Genomic DNA, 23,476 nt, shown 5'->3' on the forward strand with positions numbered 1-23,476 from the left:
CGACGGCCATACCGTCCATGTGACGTGAATCCCCTCGGGGGCCCGCTCCGGTCCCTCCCCGCCCGCCGAAGTCCCCTTCCGGGCCGCTGCCGCCCCCATGGGCATGTGCGAGCATGAAGAAGGAACAAAGAACGCGACCACGTGACTGCCCGGCCCGGAATGAATCCGCGGAAGCGCTGGTTGCACTCGTCGGCAAGCAGTCTCCGTACAACCCGGGAGAGATGTAGATGTCCGTATCGGACGAGACCACCACCGTCACCGACGGCATCATCCTGACCGACGCCGCCGCGGCCAAGGTGAAGGCCCTGCTCGACCAGGAAGGCCGTGACGACCTCGCGCTGCGCGTCGCCGTCCAGCCCGGCGGCTGCTCCGGCCTGCGCTACCAGCTCTTCTTCGACGAGCGCTCGCTCGACGGCGACGTGGAGAAGGACTTCGACGGGGTCAAGGTCGTCACCGACCGCATGAGCGCTCCGTACCTGGGCGGCGCGACCGTCGACTTCGTGGACACCATCGAGAAGCAGGGCTTCACGATCGACAACCCGAACGCGACCGGCTCCTGCGCCTGCGGCGACTCCTTCAGCTGATGCCGTGGCCGTCCGGCGGCGTGACCGCCGGCGGTGTGACGAAGGCGGCGGCCCCCGGACAGGGGGCCGCCGCCTTCGTGCGTGCGCGACCGGTCAGCGCGGTCGCGCCGACGCGTCCGGCCGCAGCGAGCCCGCCTCCGCCCTCGCGACCTTCCCGCCGTCGGTGCCGACCACCGTCCGTCCGTCCAGGGGTGCGCGGAGCCGCACGGTCTTCACGTACTGCCTGGCGATCAGCACGCACACCCGGTCCGGCCAGGGCGTCTCGGTGACCTTCACCGTCACCCGGTCGCCGCTCTCCCGCGCCGACGTCCGGTAGTCGGCGCACACCCCGCCGGAGAAGCTCAGGTTCAGCGTCCGCCCGTCGGCCGTGTAGGCGTCCACCCGCACGCTCCGGCTCTTCCCGGACGTACCGGACGTCCGCGGCGCCGAGGGCGTGACGGACGCCGGGGACGGGGACGCCGACGCCAGATACGCCGGGTCGACCGCCGGGTACGTCACCGTGAACGCGCCCCCCGCCGTGGACCCCCGCGCCCGGAACAGCCAGGACGGCACCAGCGTCTGCCGGCCCCCGACGGAGTGCGCGGCCAGCCCGAACACCGCCTTCTCCACGGTGACCGTGTCCCGGGCCGCCCCGGGTGCGGACGCCTCGGGGGCCTGACCGCACGGCTGTTCCAGCCGGTCCTTCAGCGGCACCGGGGTGGCACACCCGCCGATCCCCATCCGGTGGCCGCCCTTCGCCGCCGGCCCGTTCATCAGCTCCAGCGTCCGGCGCGCGCCCAGCACGGGGTACGTGTCACCCTTCACCGGCGCGGCCAGCAGCCCGTGCCCGCCGACCAGCTCGCCCCGCCGGCCGACGGCCAGGCCGGTCGTCCAGCCGTACGTGGGCAGGCCGCCGACGACCGGGTCGGCGTTGACCACGCGCTGGTCACCCATGACCTCGCTCGCGTCGGTCTTCGCGTCGTCCAGCCCCGCCGCCTTCAGGACCGGCGCCGCCGCCTTCTCGGCGCCGGCCACGCTCACCGGGGCGCCTGCCGGGGCAGCCGGGTCGTGCGTGCAGACGGTCACCTTCCGGCAGTTGTCGGTGCCGGGTGCCGACCGGGTGAAGGTCCAGCTCCCGGGCGCGTCCCGGCTCACCTCCAGGACCGGACCGGAACCGTCCTGCCCGCCGATCCGCCAGAAGCGCCCCTCGGCCACCGGGGTGCCGCCGACGCCGAGCGCCTTCGCCAGCCGGACCACCCGGTCCCGGCCGATCCCGGCCCCCGGCTCGTACACCGGCGCGGAACCGGGCCCGTCCGGCAGCTCACCCCGCGCCACGTACCGGACGCCGTACGGGTCCGGCTCGCCGGGCGCGACACCGCCCGTGCCGTCGGTGGCCCAGCCGTCCAGGGCGAGCGGCGGGGGTGCGGTGCCCCCGCCGGACGTGGCCGGGCCGCCCGTACGGCCGCCGCCGTCGCTCGCGGCGACGTACGCGCCGCCGCCCCCGGCCAGCAGCACGGCCGCGGCGGCTACGGACACCACGACGGCGGCCGGCCGCCGCCGCCCCGTCGCCTCGGGGGTCCCGGAGGTCTCGCGATCGGTCTCGCGATCCGCGGAGATGTCCGGCACCTCCGCAGAGGGCCGGGAGGGCGTGTCCGCAGGGGGTCGGGAGGGCGTCTCCGCAGGGGTCCGGGAACTGCTCTCGTCGGGCCCGGACGCCCCGGAGGGCTTCACCGGCCCTTCCCCGGATGCCCGGGGAACCTCCGCGTTCCCAGGGTTCTCAGGCCGCTCGGTGTTCACCGCATCGCTCCTCGCTGGGTCGTGTCCCGGTCCCCGGCACGGGGGACGCCGATGGGACGCGAGAGGGGAGCGCACGGTTCCCCGGAGCGAGGGAAGGCGGCGCACGGTTCCCCGGAGCGCGTCCCGGGGAACCCGTCCCGCGGGTCACGCCCCTGCGGGCCGCGTCCCGCGGATCAGTCGCCGTAGTCCGACATCGCGTCCAGCAGCCGGGCGGACCGCGCGGGCACCGACACGCCGTGGATGCGGGACGGCGGCACGGGCCGGGGGTCGGCGTGCTCGGGGGCCGCCCAGTGCGGGGCCATCCGGGCGCAGTCGCCACGCAGGGCGGCCAGGTCGCCGTCGGTGTCGGCCGGGGCGGAGGAAGTGACCTTCGGGTTCGTCATGTCCGCACCGTAAGCACGGCATGAGCCGCGAAGAAAGGTCTACTATCGGGTAGTTTCGTCAGCTACAGCGGCGGCCCCCGAGCGGGTAGCGTGAACTGTCAACTCAGCCTCCCGCAGGAGAATTCGCGTCGTGCGCATCGCAGTCACCGGCTCCATCGCCACTGACCACCTCATGACCTTCCCCGGCCGCTTCGCGGACCAGTTCGTCGCGGACCAGCTGCACACGGTTTCCCTCTCCTTCCTTGTCGACAACCTCGACGTACGCCGGGGCGGCGTGGGCGCCAACATCGCCTTCGGCATGGGCCAGCTCGGCACCCGGCCCATCCTGGTCGGAGCCGCCGGCTTCGACTTCGACGAATACCGCGCCTGGCTCGACCGGCACGGCGTGGACACCGAATCCGTCCGCATCTCCGAGACCCTGCACACCGCCCGCTTCGTGTGCACCACGGACGCCGACCACAACCAGATCGGCTCGTTCTACACCGGTGCGATGAGCGAGGCCCGCCTCATCGAACTCAAGACCGTCGCGGACCGGGTGAACGGCCTGGACCTGGTCCTCATCGGCGCCGACGACCCCGAGGGGATGCTCCGCCACACCGAGGAGTGCCGTTCCCGGGGCATCCCGTTCGCCGCCGACTTCTCCCAGCAGATCGCCCGCATGGGGGGCGAGGAGATCCGGATCCTGCTGGACGGCGCCACCTACCTCTTCTCCAACGAGTACGAGAAGGGCCTCATCGAGTCCAAGACCGGCTGGACCGGCGACGAGATCCTGGCCAAGGTCGGCCACCGCGTCACCACGCTCGGCTCACGCGGCGTGCGCATCGAGCGGGTCGGCGAGGACCCGATCGAGGTCGGCTGCCCGGACGAGGAGCGCAAGGCCGACCCCACGGGTGTCGGCGACGCCTTCCGCGCGGGCTTCCTCTCCGGGCTGGCCTGGGGGGTCTCCCTGGAGCGGGCGGCGCAGGTCGGCTGCATGCTGGCGACCCTCGTCATCGAGACGGTCGGCACGCAGGAGTACCGGCTGCGTCGGGCGTCCTTCATGGAGCGGTTCACCAAGGCGTACGGGGAGTCGGCCGCCGAAGAGGTGCAGGGCCACCTGCGCTGAGACCCGGCCCCGGCCCGGGGCGCGTGGGGGACTTCACCGACGGCTCCCCACGCGCCTCCCGGAACCGCGCCTCCCGGATGGGCGTCACCCGCATTCGTGCCTCCGGGAACCGGGGCTCCCGTATCCGTGGCCCCCGTATCCGTGCCAGATCAGCGCTCCCGTGAACCGTGCGGATGCGCGCTCCCGGATCCGCCCGGCCGCCCTCCCGGAACCGCCGGGAACCGCTCCCCGGACCATCTCCCTCAGTTCACCCGGCGGACCACGTACGCCGTGCCCCGTTCCGCCGGTTCCTCACCGGCGTACTCCTGCCCGCGCATCTCGCACCACGCCGGGATGTCCAGCCGGGCCGCCTCGTCGTCGGACAGCACCCGCACGGTGCCGCCCACCGGCACGTCCCCGATCACCCTGGCCAGCTCGATGACCGGCACGGGGCACCGTCTGCCGAGCGCGTCGACGAGGAGTTCCGCCGCCCGGACGGCCGTCGCCGGCGCCGGTGCCGGCGCACCCAGCTTCTCCCGTACCCCGGCCACCGCTCCCGGCAGCACCTGGAAAAAGCGCTCCACGTCGGCCTCGGCGGTGCCCGGCGCCAGGGACACCCGGACATTTCCCTCGCTCAGCACTCCCATCGCCTTCAGCACATGGCTGGGGGTCAGCGTGCTGCTCGTGCAGGAGGAGCCGGAGGAGACCGAGAAGCCCGCCCGGTCCAGCTCGTGCAGCAGCGCCTCACCGTCGACGTAGAGGCAGGAGAAGGTGACGATCCCGGGGAGCCGGTGCCGGGGGTCGCCGACCACCTCCACGTCCGGCACCAGCGCCGGCACCCGCGCCCGGATCCGCTCCGTCAGCTCCCTCAGCCGTACGGCCTCCTGGGCCGCCTCGGCCCGTACCGCGCGCAGCGAGGCCACGGCCGCCACGATCGCCGGGAGGTTCTCGAAGCCGGGCGCCCGGCCCGACTCCCGCTCGTCCACCGGCCCCTGGGCGGCGAACCGCACGCCCTTGCGCACGACGAGCAGCCCGGCCCCCGCCGGCCCGCCCCACTTGTGCGCGCTGGCCGCCAGCAGCGACCAGTCGCCCGCGACCGGCCCCCAGCCCAGCGACTGTGCCGCGTCCACCAGCAGGGGCACCCCGGCCGCCCGGCACGCCTCGGCCACCTCGGCCACCGGTTGTACGGTGCCCACCTCGTGGTTGGCCGACTGGAGGCAGGCCAGCGCGGTGTCCGGGCGGAGCGCGGCGGCGAAGGCGGACGGGTCGACGGCTCCCGTCCGGCCGACGCCCACCCGGGTGACCGTGCCCCCGTCCGCCTCGAACACGTCAGCCGAATGGAGTACGCAGGAGTGTTCGACCGCGGACACGATCAGGTGGCGTCCGACCCGGCGCCGTCCGGCCAGCGCCCCCGCCGTCCCGCTGTGCACGGCCCGGGTGCCGGACGCGGTGAACACGACCTCGTCCGCCCGGCACCCCACGGCCTCGGCAGCCGCCTCCCGCGCGGCGTCCAGCAGCATCCGCGCCCTGCGTCCCTCCCGGTGGAGCCGGGCGGGGTCGGCCCAGCCGTCGTCCAGCGAGGCCAACAGGGCCTGGCGGGCGACGGGGTGGAGCGGGGCGGCGGAAGCGGCGTCGAAGTAGGACACACAGCCACGGTAGAACGTGGTCCGCGGCGGCCTGCCGCAGGGGCACGCGGCCAGGCCCGAACGAGGGCCCGCCGTACGGCGCGAGCAGCCATTACGTGTGAGCGGCGGTGCCCCAAACCGCGACAACCCCGAGCTATCAGGCGCCCGATCCCACCCCGTCGGAGTGACAGGCGGCGCGTATGCCCCCCTCCCCGCGAGCCCCCCAAGGGCGTCGGCTAGGGTTTGGTCCGCATAAACATCCAAACCCCTGCCCGACGCAGGGCGGCGACCGACCAGCGAGAAGGCCGCAGCCGACCGCGCGGGCGAGACTCTCGGGAAGGCGCTACGTGAGTCCCAACGGCTCCGACCGCTCGCCGCGGCGCCCGATGCGGCGGAAGCTGCTGCAGGCACTGACCGCGGGCCTGGTCCTGGCGACCGCAACCGGTTGCACATACAAGGACTTCCCCCGCCTTGGCATGCCCACCCCGACCACGGAAGAGGCTCCGCGGATCCTCTCCCTGTGGCAGGGCTCCTGGGCCGCCGCGCTCGCCGTCGGCGTGCTGGTGTGGGGCCTGATCCTGTGGAGTGCTTTCTTCCACCGGCGCAGCCGCACGAAGATCGAAGTACCTCCGCAGACGCGGTACAACATGCCGATCGAGGCCCTCTACACAGTGGTCCCGATCATCATCATCTCGGTGCTCTTCTACTTCACGGCCCGGGACGAGTCCAAGCTCCTCGACATGTCGAAGAAGCCCGACGTCACGGTCAACGTGGTCGGCTACCAGTGGAGCTGGGGCTTCAACTACATCGCGGACGTCCCCGGTTCCACCGGTGACGCGCGGACCGACGCCAACCTGGCCGGTGTCCCGGACCGGTACAAGAAGTACTTCCCGGCGAACGCCGGCGGTGTCTACGACGCCGGTACGCCCGGTACGCGGAACCCGCAGAACGGCAACCCCGGCCCGACGCTGTGGCTGCCCAAGGGCAAGACGGTCCGCTTCGTCCTGACCTCGCGTGACGTCATCCACTCGTTCTGGGTGCTGCCGTTCCTGATGAAGCAGGACGTCATTCCGGGCCACCCCAACGCCTTCCAGGTGACTCCCAACAAGGAGGGCACCTTCCGGGGCAAGTGCGCCGAGCTGTGCGGCGTGGACCACTCCCGCATGCTGTTCAACGTGAAGGTCGTCTCGCCGGAGCGTTACGAGCAGCACCTCAAGGACCTCGTCAAGAAGGGGCAGACCGGTTACATTCCCGCGGGCATCGAGCAGACGACCCACGAGAAGAACCGGGAGTCGAACATCCTGTGAGCATCCTCAACGAATCCCAGGGTGCCGCGGCAGCAGGGTCCCACTATGAGGACGAGCTGCCGGTCCGGCGCCAGCGCCGCGGCGAAGTCGTCGTCAAGTGGCTCACGACCACCGATCACAAGACGATCGGCACGCTGTATCTGGCGACGTCGTTCGCGTTTTTCCTGATCGGTGGCGTGATGGCGCTGCTGATGCGCGCCGAGCTGGCCCGGCCGGGCCTGCAGTTCATGTCGAACGAGCAGTTCAACCAGGCGTTCACGATGCACGGCACCGTGATGCTGCTGATGTTCGCCACCCCGCTGTTCGCCGGTTTCGCGAACTGGATCATGCCGCTCCAGATCGGCGCGCCCGACGTGGCGTTCCCGCGGCTGAACATGTTCGCCTACTGGCTGTACCTGTTCGGCTCGCTCGTCGCGGTCGCCGGTTTCCTCACCCCGCAGGGTGCGGCCGACTTCGGCTGGTTCGCCTACTCCCCGCTGTCGAACGCGGTGCGTTCGCCGGGCCTGGGCGCCGACATGTGGATCATGGGTCTGGCCTTCTCCGGCTTCGGCACCATCCTCGGTTCGGTCAACTTCATCACCACGATCATCTGCATGCGCGCGCCGGGCATGACCATGTTCCGCATGCCGATCTTCGTGTGGAACGTGCTGCTGACCGGTGTCCTGGTCCTGCTGGCCTTCCCGGTGCTGGCCGCCGCCCTGTTCGCCCTGGAGGCGGACCGCAAGTTCGGTGCCCACGTCTTCGACGCCGCGAACGGCGGAGCGCTGCTGTGGCAACACCTCTTCTGGTTCTTCGGCCATCCAGAGGTGTACATCATCGCGCTACCGTTCTTCGGGATCATCTCCGAAGTGATCCCGGTGTTCAGCCGCAAGCCGATGTTCGGCTACATGGGGCTGATCGCCGCGACCATCGCGATCGCCGGCCTGTCCGTGACCGTGTGGGCCCACCACATGTACGTCACCGGCGGTGTGCTGCTGCCGTTCTTCTCCTTCATGACCTTCCTGATCGCCGTCCCGACCGGTGTGAAGTTCTTCAACTGGATCGGCACGATGTGGAAGGGCTCGCTGTCCTTCGAGACGCCGATGCTCTGGGCCACCGGCTTCCTGATCACCTTCACGTTCGGTGGTCTGACCGGTGTCATCCTGGCCTCGCCGCCGATGGACTTCCACGTCTCCGACTCGTACTTCGTGGTGGCGCACTTCCACTACGTCGTGTTCGGCACGGTCGTCTTCGCCATGTTCTCCGGCTTCCACTTCTGGTGGCCGAAGTGGACCGGCAAGATGCTGGACGAGCGCCTCGGCAAGATCACTTTCTGGACGCTGTTCATCGGCTTCCACGGCACCTTCCTGGTCCAGCACTGGCTGGGCGCCGAGGGCATGCCGCGCCGGTACGCCGACTATCTGGCGGCCGACGGGTTCACCGCCCTGAACACGGTCTCGACGATCAGCTCGTTCCTGCTGGGCCTGTCGATCCTGCCGTTCCTCTACAACGTGTGGAAGACGGCCAAGTACGGCAAGCCGGTCGGCGTGGACGACCCGTGGGGCTACGGCCGCTCGCTGGAGTGGGCGACCTCCTGCCCGCCGCCGCGGCACAACTTCGTCACCCTGCCGCGGATCCGCAGCGAATCCCCGGCGTTCGACCTGCACCACCCCGAGATCGCCGCCCTCGAGCAGCTTGAGCACGCCGGCCACGGCACCAGCGCTGTCACGGGCAGCAAGGAGGCCGGCAAGTGAAGATCCAGGGCTGGCTGTTCATCTGGCTGAGCGCCTTCATCCTGATCATGGCCGTCGTGTACGGCGTGTGGTCGAAGGAGCCCGCCGGTACCACCGCGCTCTTCCTGGCCTTCGGCCTGACCGTCATGATCGGCTTCTATCTGGGCTTCACCGCCCGGAGGGTCGACGCGGGCGCCCAGGACGACAAGGAGGCCGACGTCGCGGACGACGCGGGAGAGCTGGGCTTCTTCAGCCCGCATAGCTGGCAGCCGCTCATGCTGGGTGTCGGCGGCGCGTTCGCCTTCCTCGGTGTCGCGGTCGGCTGGTGGCTGCTCTACTTCGCCGCCCCGATCATCATGATCGGCCTGTTCGGCTGGGTGTTCGAGTACTACCACGGTGAGAACCGCACCCAGTAGCACGTACCGAACGCACCGGGAGCCCGGATCCTCCGCAAGGGGGGTCCGGGCTCCCGGCGTTTCCTTGGCCGGGCGTGTCAGTCCTTTGCCGGAGTGTCGTTCGCTCGTACGGATTACCTGCCGTGCCGGTAAGGTCTCCACCTCATAGCGTGATCATATGAATCACACTCCGCGGACCCGCACCGTCGTCAGCTGCACCCTGCTGGTGACCGCCCTGGGCGCGGGCGTCACCGCCTGCGGTTCGGACGGCAACCCCCTGTCGGCCAAGCCGTACGACGCAGCGGGCCTGATCTCCTTCAACGGCCCCACCGGTGCAGAGAAGCGGGCCGATCCGGACAAGCCCCTGGAGGTCACCGCCAACGGTGACGAGGGGCGCATCACCGACGTCACCGCCCAGGACTCCACCGGGCGCTACGTCGCGGGCGAACTCGCCGCCGACGGCAGCCGCTGGCACAGCACCTCCCCCCTGGCCGCCAACGCCCACTACACGGTCACGGTCAGCACCGAGGACGAGGACGGCGCACCCGGCCGCAAGGTCCTCACGTTCGACACCAGCAAGCCCACCAGCAAGAAGCGCCTGACCGTCACGTTCGGGCCGCAGGCGGGCACCTACGGCGTCGGGCAGCCCATCACGGCCCAGCTCGACCACGAGATCAAGGACAAGGGGCAGCGCGCCGTCGTGGAACGCGCCCTGAGGGTGGAGTCCACACCGGCCGTACAGGGCGCCTGGTACTGGGTGAACGCCAAGGAACTCCATTACCGCCCCAAGGAGTACTGGCCCACCCACGCCACCGTCCGGGTGCACAGCAACCTGGACGGCATCCGGATCGACGACCGGCTGTGGGGCGGCGCCGCCAAGCCGCTGAAGATCACCACGGGCGACCGGATCGAGGCCGTCACGGACGCCTCGTCGCACCAGATGACGGTCTACAAGAACGGTGCGGAGATCAACCAGATCCCCGTCACCACCGGCAAAACCGGCTACGAGACCCGCAACGGCGTCAAGGTCGTCCTCGGCAAGCAGTACTTCGTACGCATGCGCAGCACCACGGTCGGCATCGCCGAGGGCAGCTCCGACTCCTACGATCTGCCGGTCTACTACGCCACCCGGGTGACCTGGTCCGGCGAGTACGTCCATGCCGCCCCCTGGTCGGTGGGCTCCCAGGGCTACGCCAACGTCAGCCACGGCTGCACCGGGATGAACACGTCCAACGCCGAATGGTTCTTCGACACCGTCCGCGAGGGCGACATCGTGCGGGTCGTCAACTCCGACGGCGACGCGATGGAGCCCTTCGGCAACGGCTTCGGCGACTGGAACGTCGACTGGGCGAAGTGGCGCCAGGGCAGCGCCCTCTTCAACGGCACACCGGACGGCCCGGCGCCGGGGGACGCGCTGCGTCTCCAGCCGACGGCCGTGTGAGCGTCCCCCGGGGGCGCGGGGCCGTACCGGCGTGCGGACCGTCCGTGCGGGCGCGAGGAGCGCCCACGGAGCCGTACAGGCGCACGGCCCGGCGCCCCGGGCCCCTAGGCGCTCAGGAGCCTCTTGCGGCGCAGGAGGGAGGCCAGCGAGGAGGCGAACTCCACCGGGTCCACCGGCAGCGTCACAGCGGCGTCGGCGCGGCTCCAGGTGGCCAGCCAGGCGTCCTGGGGGCGGCCCATCAGCAGGAGCACCGGCGGGCAGTCGAACACCTCGTCCTTGATCTGCCGGCACATCCCCATGCCCCCCAGCGGCACGGCCTCGCCGTCGAGCACGCAGACGTCGATGCCGCCCTTGTCCAGCTCGCGCAGCGCCCCCTCGGGAGTCGCGCACTCCACGAACTCCAGCGGGGGGACGTCCGGGGCCGGCCTGCGCCCGGCTGCCAGCCGTACTTGCTCGCGGGTGTTGGAGTCGTCGCTGTAGACCAGCACCGTGGCGGTCGGCTGCATTGTTCCTCCGGGACGTCAGCGTCGTACGGACAGGACGGACAGGGCCGTTCGGGCGGATGCTACTCCCATGAACACCACGTCAGCACCGGTTCGGCGGGTGGCAACACTCCGAACGGCACCCCCCGGAGTGAGGGCGGGATAAGCGACCGACATAATGTCGGTCGTGGCGACAGCAACGACAGTAGAAACCGGGCACGCGCACCCGTCGGTCAACCGGCCGAACCTCACCAGCGTCGGAACCATCATCTGGCTGAGTTCCGAGCTGATGTTCTTCGCGGCCCTCTTCGCGATGTACTTCACCCTCCGGTCGGTGACCGGACCGGCCCATTGGAAGGAGATGGCGCACGCGCTCAACGTGCCCTTCTCCGCGACGAACACCACGATCCTGGTGCTCTCCTCCCTCACCTGCCAGCTCGGTGTCTTCGCTGCCGAACGCGGCGACGTGAAGAAGCTCCGTGGCTGGTTCACTCTCACCTTCATCATGGGTGCGATCTTCATCGGCGGTCAGATCTACGAGTACACGGAGCTGGTGAAGAAGGACGGCATCTCGCTCTCCTCCGACCCGTACGGCTCGGTGTTCTACCTGACCACCGGCTTCCACGGCCTGCACGTGACGGGCGGTCTCATCGCCTTCCTGCTGGTCCTCGGCCGCACCTACGCGGCCAAGAGGTTCACGCACGAGCAGGCGACCGCCGCCATCGTCGTGTCCTACTACTGGCACTTCGTCGATGTCGTCTGGATCGGCCTCTTCGCCACGATCTACCTGATCAAGTAGCGGCGACCGCTCCCGCATTCCAGAAGCACCGACGCAGAAGATCCTGACACCGGGGTAATCCGTGAAAAAGCTCTCCGCACGACGACGCCATCCGCTGGCGGCGGTCGTCGTCCTACTCCTCGCGCTGGCGGCCACTGGGGGGCTGTACGCCGCGTTCGCGCCCGCGGGCAAGGCGCAGGCCGATGACACCTCCCAGTCCCTCACCATCAAGGAGGGCAAGAAGCTCTACGAGGTCGGCTGCGCCAGTTGCCACGGCACCGGTGGCCAGGGCTCCTCCGACGGCCCCAGCCTGGTCGGCGTGGGTGCGGCCGCGGTCGACTTCCAGGTGGGCACCGGCCGCATGCCGGCCTCCACCTCGCAGATGGCCCAGCTTCCGCGCAAGAAGGTCAGCTACACGCAGACCGAGATCGACCAGCTCGCCGCGTACGTCGCGTCGCTGGGCGCCGGCCCGAACGTGCCGACCAAGGACCAGTACGGCCCGGCCGGCGCGGACATCGCCAAGGGCGGCGAACTGTTCCGGACCAACTGCGCGCAGTGCCACAACTTCACCGGCAAGGGCGGTGCCCTCACCAAGGGCAAGTACGCGCCGAGCCTGGAGGGTGTCGCTCCGAAGCACATCTACGAGGCCATGCAGACCGGCCCGCAGAACATGCCGTCCTTCCCCGACACCACGATGTCGGAGAAGAACAAGAAGGACATCATCGCGTACCTGAACGCGGTCGACGGCGATGAGACGGAGAACCCGGGTGGTCTGGAGCTGGGCGGCGTCGGGCCGGTCAGCGAGGGTCTCTTCGGCTGGATCTTCGGTCTCGGCGGACTGATCGCCGTCGCCGTGTGGGTTGCCGCCCGGACCGCAAAGGCCAAGAAGTCATGAGTAGCCAAGACATTCCAGAAGAGAACCTGCCCGCCGGGCGGGACCACGCGCACGGCGCGGTAGACGTCGCGGACCACGAGAACCCGTTCGCGAACCCCGGACTGCCGCCGCACGAGCACCGGATCCAGGACATCGACGAGCGGGCCGCCAAGCGGTCCGAGCGCGTGGTCGCCCTGCTGTTCACGGTGTCGATGCTGGCGACGATCGGCTTCATCGCCGCCTACCTGGCGATCCCGAACGACAAGTCGATCTTCGTCTTCCCGCTCGGGCACATCAGCGCGATGAACTTCGCGCTGGGGCTGACCCTGGGCATCGCCCTGTTCTGCATCGGCGCGGGCGCGGTCCACTGGGCCCGCACCCTCATGTCCGACGTGGAGGTCGCCGACGACCGTCACCCGATCGAGGCCTCCCCCGAGGTCCGCGCGAAGGTCCACGACGACTTCCGCCTGGGTGCCAAGGAATCGGCGCTCGGCCGGCGCAAGCTGATCCGCAACACCATGTTCGGCGCGCTGGCCCTGGTGCCGCTCTCCGGCGTGATGCTGCTCGGCGGTCTGGGCCCGGCCCCCGGGACCAAGCTCCGCCACACCCTGTGGGCCAAGAACAAGCGCCTGGTCAACATGAACACGAACCAGCCGCTGCGTCCCGAGGACATCGCCGTCGGCTCGCTCACCTTCGCCAAGCCCGACGGCCTGGAGGAGCGCGCCGAGGACTTCCAGGACCAGATGGCCAAGGCGGCCCTGATGATCGTCCGGCTCCAGCCGGGCAACATCAAGGACAAGCGCGAACTCGACTGGTCGCACGAGGGCATCGTCGCGTTCTCGAAGATCTGCACCCACGTGGGCTGCCCGATCTCGCTGTACGAGCAGCAGACGCACCACGTGCTGTGCCCGTGCCACCAGTCCACCTTCGACCTCTCCGACGGCGCCCGAGTCATCTTCGGCCCCGCCGGCCACCCCCTGCCGCAGCTGCGCATCGGTGTGGACAGTGAGGGTTACCTCCAGGCGCTCGGCGACTTCGAGGAGCCCGTCGGTCCTGCTTTCTGGGAGCGCGGATGAGTACTGCATCGAACGACGAGACCCGCTCCCGCGGGCGGGCACCGGCCGGCGAGCGGATCGCCGACTGGGCCGACGGCCGGCTGGGGATCTACTCCCTGGCCAAGGCCAACATGCGCAAGATCTTCCCGGACCACTGGTCCTTCATGCTCGGCGAGATCTGCATGTACAGCTTCATCATCATCATCCTGACGGGTGTCTATCTGACGCTGTTCTTCCACCCGTCGATGAACGAGGTCGAGTACCACGGCAGCTACATCCCGCTCCAGGGACAGCTGATGTCCGAGGCGTTCAACTCGACCATGCACATCTCGTTCGACGTGCGCGGTGGCCTGCTCATCCGGCAGATCCACCACTGGGCGGCGGTCGTCTTCCTCGCCGGCATGTTCGTGCACATGATGCGCGTGTTCTTCACCGGCGCGTTCCGCAAGCCACGTGAGATCAACTGGCTGTTCGGCTTCCTGCTGTTCGTCCTCGGCATGTTCACCGGCTTCACCGGCTACTCCCTGCCGGACGACCTGCTCTCGGGCACCGGTGTCCGCTTCACCCAGGGCGCGATCCTGTCCGTGCCGATCGTCGGCACGTACATCTCGATGTTCCTGTTCGGCGGCGAGTTCCCCGGCCACGACTTCGTGGCCCGGTTCTACTCGATCCACATCCTGCTGCTGCCGGGCATCATGCTCGGCCTGATGGTGGCGCACCTGATCCTGGTCTTCTACCACAAGCACACGCAGTTCGCGGGCCCCGGCCGGAACAACAAGAACGTCGTCGGCATGCCGCTGCTGCCGGTGTACATGGCCAAGGCCGGCGGGTTCTTCTTCCTGGTGTTCGGCTTCATCGCCCTCATCGCCGGTATCGCGTCCATCAACCCGATCTGGGCGATGGGCCCCTACCGTCCGGACCAGGTCTCCACGGGCGCCCAGCCCGACTGGTACATGGGCTTCGCCGAGGGTCTCGTCCGCGCCATGCCGGGCTGGGAGATCAACTTCTGGGGCCACACCCTGGTCCTGGGCGTGTTCGTCCCGCTGGCCCTGTTCGGGCTGTTCCTCGCGGTGATCGCGCTGTACCCGTTCATCGAGTCCTGGATCACCGGCGACAAGCGCGAGCACCACATCCTGGACCGGCCGCGCAACGCCCCGACCCGCACCGCCTTCGGTGCCGCGTGGGTCGCCGGCTACGTGATCATGCTGATCGGTGGCGGCAACGACATCATCGCCACGCACTTCCACCTGTCGATCAACGCGGTGACCTGGTTCGTCCGGATCGCGTTCTTCGCCGGGCCGGTCCTGACGTTCATCGTCACCCGGCGGATCTGCCTGGGCCTCCAGCGTCGCGACCGCGACAAGGTGCTGCACGGCCGCGAGACCGGCATCATCAAGCGGCTGCCGCACGGTGAGTTCATCGAGGTGCACGAGCCGCTCAGCCAGGAGCAGCTTCACACGCTCACCGCGCACGAGCAGTACCGGCCGGCCGAGATCGGTCCGACGACCGACGAGAACGGCGTCGAGCGCAAGGTGGGCGCCTCCGAGAAGCTGCGGGTCAAGCTCTCCAACGCCTACTACGGCGAGGACAGCCAGATCCCGAAGCCGACCGTCGAGGAGTTCAAGGAGATCACGAGCGGCCACGGCCACCACTGATCCCCGCGTCGCCACACCACGCAGAAGGGCCCCGTCCGTGTCGCGGACGGGGCCCTTCGCGGTGCCCGCGGCTGGATAGGGTGGGGTACGACGGAGCAGGACTGCGTACGAGGAGCGGCTGATGAGCGCTGTGACCCCCGCTGGAGGCGACACCGCGGCGGGCCGCTCCTGGCCCGTCCTCCTGAACGGCCTGCTGGAGGGCCGTGACCTGGCGGCCGACGACACCGCGTGGGCGATGGACCGCATCATGCGCGGTGAGGCGACCGACGCCCAGATCGCCGGGTTCGCGGTGGCGCTGCGGGCGAAGGGGCAGACGGTCCAGGAGATCACCGGCCTGGTCCGCACGATGTACGAGCACGCGAACGTGATCGAGGTGCCCGGCCGCACCGTCGACATCGTCGGCACGGGCGGCGACGGGGCCAGGACGGTGAACATCTCCACCATGTCCTCGCTGGTCGTGGCCGGTACCGGCGCGAAGGTCGTCAAGCACGGCAACCGCGCCGCGTCCTCGGCGTCCGGCTCCTCCGACGTCCTGGAGAAGCTCGGCGTCAACCTCGACCTGACCCCCCGCCGGGTCGTGGAGGTCGCTCAGGAGGCCGGCATCACCTTCTGCTTCGCCGTGAAGTTCCATCCGGCGCTGCGCCATGTGGGCGCCGCCCGCGGACAGCTCGGCATCCGGACCGTGTTCAACCTGCTCGGCCCGCTGACCAACCCGGCGCGGGTGCGGGCCCAGGCGGTCGGCGTCGCCGTCGCGCACGAGGCACCGATCGTCGCGGGCGTGCTCGCGGAACGGGGCAACTCCTCCCTGGTCTTCCGCGGCGACGACGGCCTGGACGAGCTGACGACGACGTCCACCTCCCGGGTGTGGGTGGTCCGCGACGGCCGGGTCCGCGAGGAGTCCTTCGACCCGCGCGACGCCGGCCTCCCCCTGGTCCCGGTGGAGGCGCTGCGCGGCGGCGACCCGGCCCACAACGCCGACGTCGCCCGCCGCCTGCTCGACGGCGAGCAGGGGCCCGTACGGGACGCCGTCCTGCTGAACTCGGCGGCGGCCCTGGTGGCCCTGGAGCCGACGGACGCGCCGCTCACCGAGCAGCTCCGCGCGGGCATGGCGAAGGCCGCGGAGTCGGTCGACTCGGGCGCGGCCCGGCGGACGCTGGAGCGGTGGGTGGCGGCCAGCAACGCCTGACCGCACCGCACGTCGTCCCGCGATCCGGACACGGGTTGCGGGGCGACGATCAGTTCGCGTACGTTCTTCCACCAGGTCATGAGTGACAGTCATGAGGCCCCGGCCGACTGTCCGGCAACCCTCCGTCCGTGGCGGGGTGCCCCGGGTGAAGACCAGGCCGTGGACAGCAAGGTCCACGGCAAGCGCGGATCCCTCGCACACTTACCGCAAGTGTGGGACCAGGGATCCTGGTCGTCGAGGAGCCTCCCGTGAGCAAGCGAATGCGCTAGGGCCGCAGAGCCCCGCCTCCGCATCCCCCTTCACCCCACCGGCGCCAGAGCACGCCCGCTCGCCCGGCGGATTCCACCTGCCTTCACGGGAGTTCAGCCATGTCCGTCTCCACCGCTGCCGCCGACCGGTCCCTCTGCGCCCCGCTGCCCGTGCTGGGCCGGGATGTCACCGTCCCGCTCGTCACGGGCGGTGAGGTCGCCTACGCCGCTCTCGACTACGCGGCCAGCGCCCCCGCCCTCCAGCGCGTCTGGGACGACGTCGCGGCCTACGCCCCGTACTACGGCAGCGTGCACCGCGGCGCCGGCTACCTCTCCCAGCTCTCCACCGACCTGTTCGAGAACGCCCGCGGGACCGTCGCCGGGTTCCTCGGCTGCCGCCCGGACGACCAGGTCGTCTTCACCCGCTCGACCACCGACTCGCTCAACCTCCTGGCGCGCGCGCTGCCCGCCGGCTGCCAGGTCTTCGTCTTCGAGACCGAGCACCACGCCTCCCTGCTGCCCTGGCAGGACGCCCGGGTCACCTACCTCGACGCCCCGCGCACCCCGCAGCAGGCCGTCCGGACCCTGGAGCGGGCCCTCGCCGAGCGCGACCCCCACGGCCCGGCCCTGGTCTGTGTCACCGGCGCCTCCAACGTCACCGGTGAGCTGTGGCCGGTGCGCGAGCTGGCCGCCGCCGCGCACGCCCACGGCGCCCGCATCGTCCTGGACGCCGCCCAGCTAGCCCCCCACCACCCGGTGGACCTCGGGGACCTGGACGTCGACTGGGTCGCCTTCTCCGGCCACAAGCTGTACGCCCCGTTCGGCTCCGGCGTCCTGGCCGGCCGCGCCGACTGGCTCCGGGCGGCCGAGCCGTACCTCGCGGGCGGCGGCGCCAGCCGCAAGGTCACCCGGCGGCAGGACGGCGGGGTGGACGTGGAGTGGCACGACAGCGCCGCCCGCCACGAGGCCGGCTCCCCGAACGTGATCGGCGCCTACTCCATCGCCGCCGCCTGCAAGGCCCTCACCGAGGCCGGCTGGGACACCCTCGTCGCCCGTGAGGAGCACCTGATCCGCACGGTCCGCGAAGGCCTCGCCGAGGTCCCGGAGGTCAGGATCCTCTCCCTCTTCGGCGACGACGCGCCGCGCGTGGGTGTCCTCTCCTTCGTCGTCGAGGGCTGGAACAGCTCGCACTTCGCCGCCGCCCTCTCCGCCGAGTACGGCATCGGCGTCCGCGACGGCCTCTTCTGCGCCCACCCCCTGGTCCGCACCCTGCTGGGCACCGACCCGCAGACCCAGGGGGAGTGCGGCGCCCCGGAGACGGCCCCGGGCGAGAAGTCCCTGAACGCCGTCCGGGTCAGCTTCGGCGCCGGCACCCCCGACGAGCACGTCGAGCGCTTCGTGACCGCCGTACGGGAACTGGTGCGCGACGGCGCCCGGTGGCAGTACCGCACGGAGGACGGCCGCTGCGTCCCGGCGGTCTGAGGACGGCCGGCCCGCCGCCCGCCGGGGTGGCGGGCTCCCTAGTTGTCGAGGCCGATCGCGAACGCGGCCTCCAGGTCGTGCTGCGAGTAGGTGCGGAACGCGACGTGCGTGTCGGTGGCCTCCACGCCGGGGATCTTGCTGATCCGGCCGGGGATGATCTCGGCGAGGTCCTCGTGCTGCCCGACCCGGACCATGGCGATCAGGTCGTAGGTGCCGGTGACCGAGAAGACCTCGCTGACGCTCTCCAGCGCGGCGATGCGCTCCGCGATCTCGGGGATCCGGTCCACGCTGGTCTTGATCAGAACGATCGCGGTGATCACGGCTGTGTCTCTCCCTCGGTGACCGGAGCTGGTGCGGCCTTCACTCTAGTCGCCCGGCCGTCCCCCACCACCGCCCCGCCGGGACCGCCCGCGCGGCTGCGCCCGCGTCCGTAGCGCAGCCACGCGTAGCAGAACCCCAGGCCGAACCCGACCATGTGCGCGAGGTAGGCCACTCCGGGCCCGTCGGAGGCCCGGCCCGCCGCGAACCACTGGAGCGCCGCCCAGAACGGCAGCACCACCCAGGCGGGGAAGCGCAGCGGCAGGAAGAACAGGAAGGGCAGAAGACTGGTCACGCGGGCGCGGGGGAACAGGTAGAGGAAGGCTCCGAGGACCGCCGAGATCGCCCCGGAGGCGCCGACCAGCGACTGCTCGGAGGTGGCGTTGGCGGCCGCGTAGCCCAGCAGGGCGAGGTACCCGCAGCCGACGTAGAACAGGGTGAACGCCACCCGTCCCATGCGTTCCTCGGTCATCGCCCCGAAGACGAAGAGGAACAGCATGTTGCCGAGCAGGTGGACCCAGCCGCCGTGCACGAACAGCGCGGTCGCCGGGGTGAGCGCCTCGCGGGCCGGTCTGCCGAACAGGTCGGCCGGGACCACGCCCCAGCGCCGGAAGTACGTCCGCTGCGCGGCGAGCAGCGCGTCCCCGGCGCGGTACCCGGGGGTGAGCCCGGACGCGGGGCCGAGGACGAAGATCAGGCAGCACAGGACGATGAGCCCGTACGTGATCGGTGCCGGGATGCCCCGGACCGCCCTGAGAGTCCTGCCGGCCGCCGTGCTCCAGGTGCTGATCATGACTACAGAGCATGACGTAACGGGACGCAAGCTGACAGACCGCCTCGCCGCCGTGGACGGGCGGGCGGCGAAGACCCCGCAGGCCGTAGGGTTACGAGCCATACGCGCCGGGGAACGGCGCGGACCGACACGAGAAGGAAGCGGACAGTCACGATGACGGTTCCCCTGCCGACGGCCACGACACGATGGCGCTGCACCCTGTGCGGCAACCTCACCCGCTTCGACGTGACCCGCTCGTCCAAGGTCGTCGAGTACGTCCATCTCGACCTGGCCGGTGAGCCGACGGTGGAGGAGCGCGAGGTGGTCAGTGAGACCATCGAGTCGGTGCGCTGCCGCTGGTGCAACGCGGTGGACCAGGTGGAACTCGTGGACAGGCCGGGCACCGGCTCCTGAGCGGAGCGGTCCCGGGAGCGGCTTTTTCGGTATTGGGGTGTGACGGATGGTGGAGACCGCGGGCGGGGGGCCGGACGACGGCACCGCCGAGGTGCTTGACCGTCCGCTGCCCGACGGCGTGCGCCGGCGGGTGGTGCAGATCGTCTCGGACGGCTTCGGCGGGCTGACCGTGGCCGAACTTCCCGCCCAGTTGCGGCAGTACGCCCGGTTCGCCCCGAACCGCCGGGCCAAGTTCGCCGGCAACGCGATGGCGGCGGCGCTGGAGACCGATCCGCTGTTCCGGCAGCGGATCGGCGAAAAGTTCAGAGAGGCGCAGCCGGAACTCGCCGGCGCCCTCGGCTCCGGCTCGCCGCCCCCGGCCGCGGACCCGCTCGACGTGGCGGCCGCGGCCTACGTACTGCGCCCGGCGGGCTGGGTGAAACTCGTCACCGCGGCCGGCGAGGAGGCCCAGCGCGCGGACGCCGAGCGGGCCGACGAGGAGAGCCGCGCCGAGCTGGACCGGCTGCGCGCGGAGCTGGCACAGGCCCGCGACCACATCCGCGCCGAGACCGAACGGCTGCGCGCGGAGCTGGAGTCGGCGAAGAAGGAGGGCGAGTCGCTGCACCGCAAGCTGCGGGCCGCGCTCAGCGACGTCAGGCGGGGCGAGGCCGCCCTGCGCAAGGCGCACGGCGAGATCGACGCCGCGCGCGCCGAGGCGCACGCGCGGGTGTCGGCCGCGGACAGCGAGTCGCGGCGGCTCAAGGCCCGTCTGAGCGAGGCCGAGGCCGCGCTGGAGGCCACCCGGCGGGCGGCCCGGGAGGGCCGCAGTGTGGAGGACATGCGGGTACGGCTGCTGCTCGACACCCTGCTGGAGGCGACCCAGGGCCTGCGGCGTGAACTCGCCCTCCCCCCGGTGTCCGTGCGGCCGGCCGAGACGGTCGACGCGGTGGAGCCGGGCCGGATGACCCCGAAGGACATCGCGGCACGCGCCCTGTCCGAGCATGACCCGGCCATCCTCGACCAGCTCCTCGCACTGCCGCAGGCGCATCTGGTCGTCGACGGCTACAACGTGACCAAGACCGGCTATCCGCAGATGCCGCTGGAGAAGCAGCGGCTCAGACTGCTGGGCCAGCTCTCCGCGCTCGCCGCGCAGACCGGGGCGGAGGTGACGTGCGTCTTCGACGGCGCCGAACTGGCCGCGCCGGTGCTGCTCGCGCCGCCGCGCGGGGTGCGCGTGCTGTTCTCCAAGCCGGGGGTCACGGCCGACGAGCTGATCCGCCAACTGGTGCGTGCGGAGCCGCCGGGGCGTCCGGTCATCGTCGCCTCCACCGACCGCGAGGTGGCCGACGGGGTCGCCAGGGCGGGTGCCCGTCCCGTGGCTTCTGCGGTGCTTCTGAAGCGACTGTCCTGAAGGTCCAACGGGCGTCATACATGCCCGGATTGGGCGTAACGTCACGCAACGTAGCGTCAATCGGCTCTCACTGCAGGTGAGTTATGTGCAAAGAATGCATGGCGTGACAGGGTTTTTTGCTTGAGGATTTGAACTGATCACAACTGTGTCACTAGGGTCTGGGCTCGAACCTCCGAACGGGTGATCACTCACAAGAAGGAGTTCGTCCTCCGTGGCGTCCCACCGTCGACCCAAGCAGCCCAGTCGCACCCGTGTGACCGTGCTGACCACCGCAGCCGCCGCTGCCGTCGCGCTCAGCGCGAACGCCGCCAACGCCGCCCCCAGCGAGAAGCTGAGCAAGGACGAGGTGAAGGCCAAGGTCGACAAGCTCTACGAGCAGGCGGAGCAGGCGACCGAGAAGTACAACGGCGCCAAGGAGAAGCAGCAGAAGCTGCAGAAGGACATCTCCACCATCCAGGACGACGTCGCCCGCGGCCAGGAGGAGCTGAACAAGCTCCGCGACGGCCTGGGTTCGCTGGCCACCGCCCAGTACCGCTCCGGCGGCATCGACGCCTCCGTCCAGCTCTTCCTGTCCTCCAATCCGGACGACTACCTCGACAAGGCCTCCACGCTCGACCAGTTGAGCAGTCAGCAGGTCGACGCGCTGAGGAAGATCCAGGACAAACAGCGCGAACTCGCCCAGGAGCGGGCGGAGGCCACCGAGAAGCTCAAGGACCTCGCCGCCACCCGCACCGAACTGGGCAACAAGAAGCAGGAGGTCCAGGGGAAGCTCGCCGCCGCGCAGAAGCTCCTGAACACCCTGACCGCCAAGGAGAAGGCGCAGCTCGCGCAGGAGCAGCAGCGCGCCAACCGCTCCTCCACCGAGCGCGTGGACCTCGGCGACGACGCCCCGCCCGCCTCCGGACGCGCGTCGGCGGCCTTCTCCGCCGCCCAGAGCCAGATCGGCAAGCCGTACGTCTACGGCGCCACCGGCCCCTCCTCCTTCGACTGCTCGGGCCTGACCTCCTGGGCCTACGCCCAGGCCGGCGTGTCCATCCCGCGCACCTCCGAGGCGCAGGCGAACATCGGCACCCGGATCGGCTCGGTCGGTGACCTGAAGGTCGGCGATCTGGTCTTCTTCTACGGCGACCTGCACCACGTGGGCCTGTACGCCGGCAACGGCCAGGTGCTGCACGCCCCGCACACCGGTGCCGTGGTCCGCTACGAGGCCATCGGCAACATGCCGTTCCAGTTCGGCGTCCGGGTCTGACCCCGTACGACACGGATACGGGAGGCGCCCGAACGGGCGAATCCCGGTGACCGGAGCTGACGTCACGCCCCGCCCATGACCTGCGTCAGTGGCGGGGGGTCAATCCGCGTTGACTCCGCGGTCTTTGGCCGCGACCCCTCCGCACGGCTACTGTCTGCCGCGTTTCCCCGGCGCCGGGGCCTCCCCGTCCCCGGCGCCGGGGCGACGCGTCCTGCAAGGCCAGCGGAAGGAACACGGCTTCTCGTGGGCTCTCATCGTCGCCTCGCCCCGTCCGGATTCGACCGGGGCTCCGTCGCCCTGTGCGTGGTGTCGGCCGCGGCGGCCGCGCTCGGCGCCGTACCGGCGCACGCGGCGCCGGACGCCGACACCCGCGCCGAGGTGGACCGTCTGTACGAGGCCGCCGAGAAGGCGACCCAGGCCTACGACCGGGCCGACGAGCGGGCCGGGGTGCTGCGCCGGGAGGTCCGTGCCGCGCAGGACCACATCGCCCGGCAGCAGCAGCGCATCAACACCCTGCGGGAGCGGCTCGGTTCGCTGGCCGGCGCCCAGTACCGCGCCGGCGGCATCGACCCGGCCGTCGCCCTGCTCTTCTCCGACGACCCCGACGACTACCTCGACAAGGCCTCCACCCTCGACCGCATCGGCAGCCGGCAGGCGGGCCAGCTCCGGCAGTTGCAGGCCGCGCTGCGCGACCTGGCCCAGGAACGCGCGGAGGCCACCGGCAAGCTCGCCGAACTGGAACGCAGCCGCAGGGCGGTGGCCGCCCACAAGCGGACCGTGGAACAGAAGCTCGCCCGGGCCCGGCGGCTGATCAACGCCCTGCCCGCCGCCGCGCGCGCCGCCTACGACCGGGCCTCCCGGGGCAGCCGCGCCGGCCTGCCCGACCCGATCGGCGCCGTCGCCGCCGACGGCCGCGCCGCCGCGGCCCTGGCCGCCGCCCGCTCCGCCCTCGGCCGCCCCTACGTGTGGGGCGCCAACGGCCCCACCGGCTTCGACTGTTCGGGCCTGATGCAGTGGTCGTACGCGCACGCGGGCATCCATCTGCCGCGCACCTCGCAGGGGCAGCGCTTCGCCGGCCGGCAGGTCCCGCTCTCCCAGGCCCGCCCCGGCGACCTGGTCGTGTACCGCTCCGACGCCAGCCACGTGGCGATGTACGTCGGCAACGGCCAGGTCATCCACGCGCCCTACCCGGGTGCCCCGGTGCGCTACGACCCGGTCGGCATGATGCCCGTCTCCTCGGTCACCAGACCCTGACCGCCCGCGCGC

The 23,476-nt window shown here is 70.9% G+C and carries 22 protein-coding genes and 1 riboswitch; of the genes, 16 read left to right on the forward strand and 6 right to left on the reverse strand.

From position 1 onward, the window contains the following. The first annotated feature begins 227 nt into the window (after window positions 1–227). Window positions 228–584: an iron-sulfur cluster insertion protein ErpA gene (gene erpA / locus D9753_RS25915; RefSeq protein ID WP_121789178.1), complete on the forward strand. Its 357-nt coding sequence runs from the start codon at window positions 228–230 to the stop codon at window positions 582–584. Between the two features lie 93 nt (window positions 585–677). On the opposite strand, the gene D9753_RS25920 is transcribed toward erpA, so the two are convergent. Continuing rightward, the gene (locus D9753_RS25920) at window positions 678–2,189 is read right to left on the reverse strand and encodes a hypothetical protein (protein WP_394346753.1); all 1,512 of its coding nucleotides are present in this window, start codon (window positions 2,187–2,189) and stop codon (window positions 678–680) included. A 344-nt stretch (window positions 2,190–2,533) separates the two neighbouring features. Next, complete coding sequence (locus D9753_RS25925) at window positions 2,534–2,743, reverse strand: hypothetical protein (RefSeq protein ID WP_121789179.1); 210 nt, start codon at window positions 2,741–2,743, stop codon at window positions 2,534–2,536. 130 nt (window positions 2,744–2,873) lie between these two features. Between D9753_RS25925 and D9753_RS25930 the strand changes: the two genes are divergently transcribed. Further along, entirely contained in the window at window positions 2,874–3,848 is a 975-nt protein-coding gene (locus tag D9753_RS25930; RefSeq protein WP_121789180.1) for a carbohydrate kinase family protein, read from the forward strand. A 242-nt stretch (window positions 3,849–4,090) separates the two neighbouring features. On the opposite strand, the gene D9753_RS25935 is transcribed toward D9753_RS25930, so the two are convergent. Continuing rightward, a complete protein-coding gene (locus tag D9753_RS25935; protein ID WP_121789181.1) occupies window positions 4,091–5,473 on the reverse strand; it encodes a cysteine desulfurase/sulfurtransferase TusA family protein in 1,383 nt (460 codons plus the stop codon). Between the two features lie 326 nt (window positions 5,474–5,799). Between D9753_RS25935 and ctaC the strand changes: the two genes are divergently transcribed. The 4 genes from ctaC to D9753_RS25955 all read left to right on the forward strand — a co-directional run bounded on the left by ctaC (window position 5,800) and on the right by D9753_RS25955 (window position 10,307). Then, window positions 5,800–6,759, forward strand: coding sequence for an aa3-type cytochrome oxidase subunit II (gene ctaC / locus D9753_RS25940; RefSeq protein WP_121789182.1), 960 nt, complete (start codon window positions 5,800–5,802; stop codon window positions 6,757–6,759). Then, window positions 6,756–8,492: an aa3-type cytochrome oxidase subunit I gene (ctaD, locus tag D9753_RS25945; RefSeq protein WP_121789183.1), complete on the forward strand. Its 1,737-nt coding sequence runs from the start codon at window positions 6,756–6,758 to the stop codon at window positions 8,490–8,492. The genes ctaC and ctaD overlap by 4 nt, the downstream gene beginning before the upstream one ends. Beyond that, on the forward strand, window positions 8,489–8,887 hold the full coding sequence (locus tag D9753_RS25950) for a cytochrome c oxidase subunit 4 (protein WP_121789184.1): 399 nt from the start codon (window positions 8,489–8,491) through the stop codon (window positions 8,885–8,887). The genes ctaD and D9753_RS25950 overlap by 4 nt, the downstream gene beginning before the upstream one ends. A 157-nt stretch (window positions 8,888–9,044) precedes the next feature. Next, window positions 9,045–10,307 (forward strand): L,D-transpeptidase, encoded by a 1,263-nt coding sequence (locus D9753_RS25955; protein WP_121789185.1) that lies wholly within the window; start codon window positions 9,045–9,047, stop codon window positions 10,305–10,307. Between the two features lie 104 nt (window positions 10,308–10,411). Here D9753_RS25955 and D9753_RS25960 read toward each other — a convergent pair whose 3' ends face one another. Continuing rightward, the gene (locus D9753_RS25960) at window positions 10,412–10,813 is read right to left on the reverse strand and encodes a response regulator (protein WP_121789186.1); all 402 of its coding nucleotides are present in this window, start codon (window positions 10,811–10,813) and stop codon (window positions 10,412–10,414) included. A 154-nt stretch (window positions 10,814–10,967) separates the two neighbouring features. On the opposite strand from D9753_RS25960, the gene ctaE reads away from it, so the two are divergent. From ctaE to D9753_RS25990, 6 genes are all read left to right on the forward strand, one after another. After that, window positions 10,968–11,588: an aa3-type cytochrome oxidase subunit III gene (ctaE, locus tag D9753_RS25965; protein WP_121789187.1), complete on the forward strand. Its 621-nt coding sequence runs from the start codon at window positions 10,968–10,970 to the stop codon at window positions 11,586–11,588. Window positions 11,589–11,649: 61 nt separating this feature from the next. Further along, window positions 11,650–12,462, forward strand: coding sequence for a cytochrome bc1 complex diheme cytochrome c subunit (gene qcrC / locus D9753_RS25970; protein WP_121789188.1), 813 nt, complete (start codon window positions 11,650–11,652; stop codon window positions 12,460–12,462). Beyond that, a complete protein-coding gene (qcrA, locus tag D9753_RS25975; protein ID WP_121789189.1) occupies window positions 12,459–13,517 on the forward strand; it encodes a cytochrome bc1 complex Rieske iron-sulfur subunit in 1,059 nt (352 codons plus the stop codon). The genes qcrC and qcrA overlap by 4 nt, the downstream gene beginning before the upstream one ends. Then, window positions 13,514–15,151 (forward strand): cytochrome bc1 complex cytochrome b subunit, encoded by a 1,638-nt coding sequence (gene qcrB / locus D9753_RS25980; RefSeq protein ID WP_121789190.1) that lies wholly within the window; start codon window positions 13,514–13,516, stop codon window positions 15,149–15,151. The genes qcrA and qcrB overlap by 4 nt, the downstream gene beginning before the upstream one ends. 121 nt (window positions 15,152–15,272) lie before the next feature. Continuing rightward, the gene (gene trpD / locus D9753_RS25985; RefSeq protein WP_121789191.1) at window positions 15,273–16,337 is read left to right on the forward strand and encodes an anthranilate phosphoribosyltransferase; all 1,065 of its coding nucleotides are present in this window, start codon (window positions 15,273–15,275) and stop codon (window positions 16,335–16,337) included. Between the two features lie 74 nt (window positions 16,338–16,411). Next, window positions 16,412–16,528: riboswitch (SAM riboswitch) on the forward strand. Window positions 16,529–16,705: 177 nt separating this feature from the next. Then, the gene (locus D9753_RS25990) at window positions 16,706–18,067 is read left to right on the forward strand and encodes an aminotransferase class V-fold PLP-dependent enzyme (protein ID WP_121789192.1); all 1,362 of its coding nucleotides are present in this window, start codon (window positions 16,706–16,708) and stop codon (window positions 18,065–18,067) included. 38 nt (window positions 18,068–18,105) lie between these two features. On the opposite strand, the gene D9753_RS25995 is transcribed toward D9753_RS25990, so the two are convergent. Both D9753_RS25995 and D9753_RS26000 read right to left on the reverse strand, forming a co-directional pair. Further along, a complete protein-coding gene (locus D9753_RS25995) occupies window positions 18,106–18,387 on the reverse strand; it encodes an Lrp/AsnC family transcriptional regulator (RefSeq protein ID WP_121789193.1) in 282 nt (93 codons plus the stop codon). Next, window positions 18,384–19,178, reverse strand: coding sequence for a rhomboid family intramembrane serine protease (locus tag D9753_RS26000; RefSeq protein ID WP_121789194.1), 795 nt, complete (start codon window positions 19,176–19,178; stop codon window positions 18,384–18,386). Before D9753_RS26000 ends, D9753_RS25995 begins: the two co-directional genes overlap by 4 nt. Before the next feature lie 153 nt (window positions 19,179–19,331). On the opposite strand from D9753_RS26000, the gene D9753_RS26005 reads away from it, so the two are divergent. The 4 genes from D9753_RS26005 (at window position 19,332) to D9753_RS26020 (ending at window position 23,464) form a co-directional block, all read left to right on the forward strand. Continuing rightward, the gene (locus tag D9753_RS26005; RefSeq protein ID WP_121789195.1) at window positions 19,332–19,571 is read left to right on the forward strand and encodes a hypothetical protein; all 240 of its coding nucleotides are present in this window, start codon (window positions 19,332–19,334) and stop codon (window positions 19,569–19,571) included. A 46-nt stretch (window positions 19,572–19,617) separates the two neighbouring features. Continuing rightward, window positions 19,618–20,961 (forward strand): NYN domain-containing protein, encoded by a 1,344-nt coding sequence (locus D9753_RS26010; protein ID WP_121789196.1) that lies wholly within the window; start codon window positions 19,618–19,620, stop codon window positions 20,959–20,961. 211 nt (window positions 20,962–21,172) lie between these two features. Further along, window positions 21,173–22,210, forward strand: a complete 1,038-nt coding sequence (locus tag D9753_RS26015; protein ID WP_121789197.1) for a C40 family peptidase — start codon at window positions 21,173–21,175, stop codon at window positions 22,208–22,210. Window positions 22,211–22,453: 243 nt separating this feature from the next. Further along, window positions 22,454–23,464 (forward strand): C40 family peptidase, encoded by a 1,011-nt coding sequence (locus tag D9753_RS26020; RefSeq protein ID WP_163010791.1) that lies wholly within the window; start codon window positions 22,454–22,456, stop codon window positions 23,462–23,464. The last annotated feature ends 12 nt before the right edge of the window (window positions 23,465–23,476 follow it).

It is taken from the genome of Streptomyces dangxiongensis, assembly GCF_003675325.1.
In the GTDB taxonomy this organism is placed as follows: Bacteria; Actinomycetota; Actinomycetes; order Streptomycetales; family Streptomycetaceae; genus Streptomyces; species Streptomyces dangxiongensis.

Excerpts from the sequence above, each read along its gene's own strand:
- D9753_RS26000 (WP_121789194.1), bottom strand. The coding sequence starts at position 19,178 with ATGATCAGCACCTGGAGCACGGCGGCCGGCAGGACTCTCAGGGCGGTC.
- trpD (WP_121789191.1), top strand. The coding sequence starts at position 15,273 with ATGAGCGCTGTGACCCCCGCTGGAGGCGACACCGCGGCGGGCCGCTCC.
- D9753_RS25990 (WP_121789192.1), top strand. The coding sequence starts at position 16,706 with ATGTCCGTCTCCACCGCTGCCGCCGACCGGTCCCTCTGCGCCCCGCTG.
- erpA (WP_121789178.1), top strand. The coding sequence starts at position 228 with ATGTCCGTATCGGACGAGACCACCACCGTCACCGACGGCATCATCCTG.
- D9753_RS25960 (WP_121789186.1), bottom strand. The coding sequence starts at position 10,813 with ATGCAGCCGACCGCCACGGTGCTGGTCTACAGCGACGACTCCAACACC.
- D9753_RS26005 (WP_121789195.1), top strand. The coding sequence starts at position 19,332 with ATGACGGTTCCCCTGCCGACGGCCACGACACGATGGCGCTGCACCCTG.
- qcrA (WP_121789189.1), top strand. The coding sequence starts at position 12,459 with ATGAGTAGCCAAGACATTCCAGAAGAGAACCTGCCCGCCGGGCGGGAC.
- D9753_RS25955 (WP_121789185.1), top strand. The coding sequence starts at position 9,045 with ATGAATCACACTCCGCGGACCCGCACCGTCGTCAGCTGCACCCTGCTG.
- ctaE (WP_121789187.1), top strand. The coding sequence starts at position 10,968 with ATGTCGGTCGTGGCGACAGCAACGACAGTAGAAACCGGGCACGCGCAC.
- D9753_RS25925 (WP_121789179.1), bottom strand. The coding sequence starts at position 2,743 with ATGACGAACCCGAAGGTCACTTCCTCCGCCCCGGCCGACACCGACGGC.
- D9753_RS26010 (WP_121789196.1), top strand. The coding sequence starts at position 19,618 with ATGGTGGAGACCGCGGGCGGGGGGCCGGACGACGGCACCGCCGAGGTG.
- qcrB (WP_121789190.1), top strand. The coding sequence starts at position 13,514 with ATGAGTACTGCATCGAACGACGAGACCCGCTCCCGCGGGCGGGCACCG.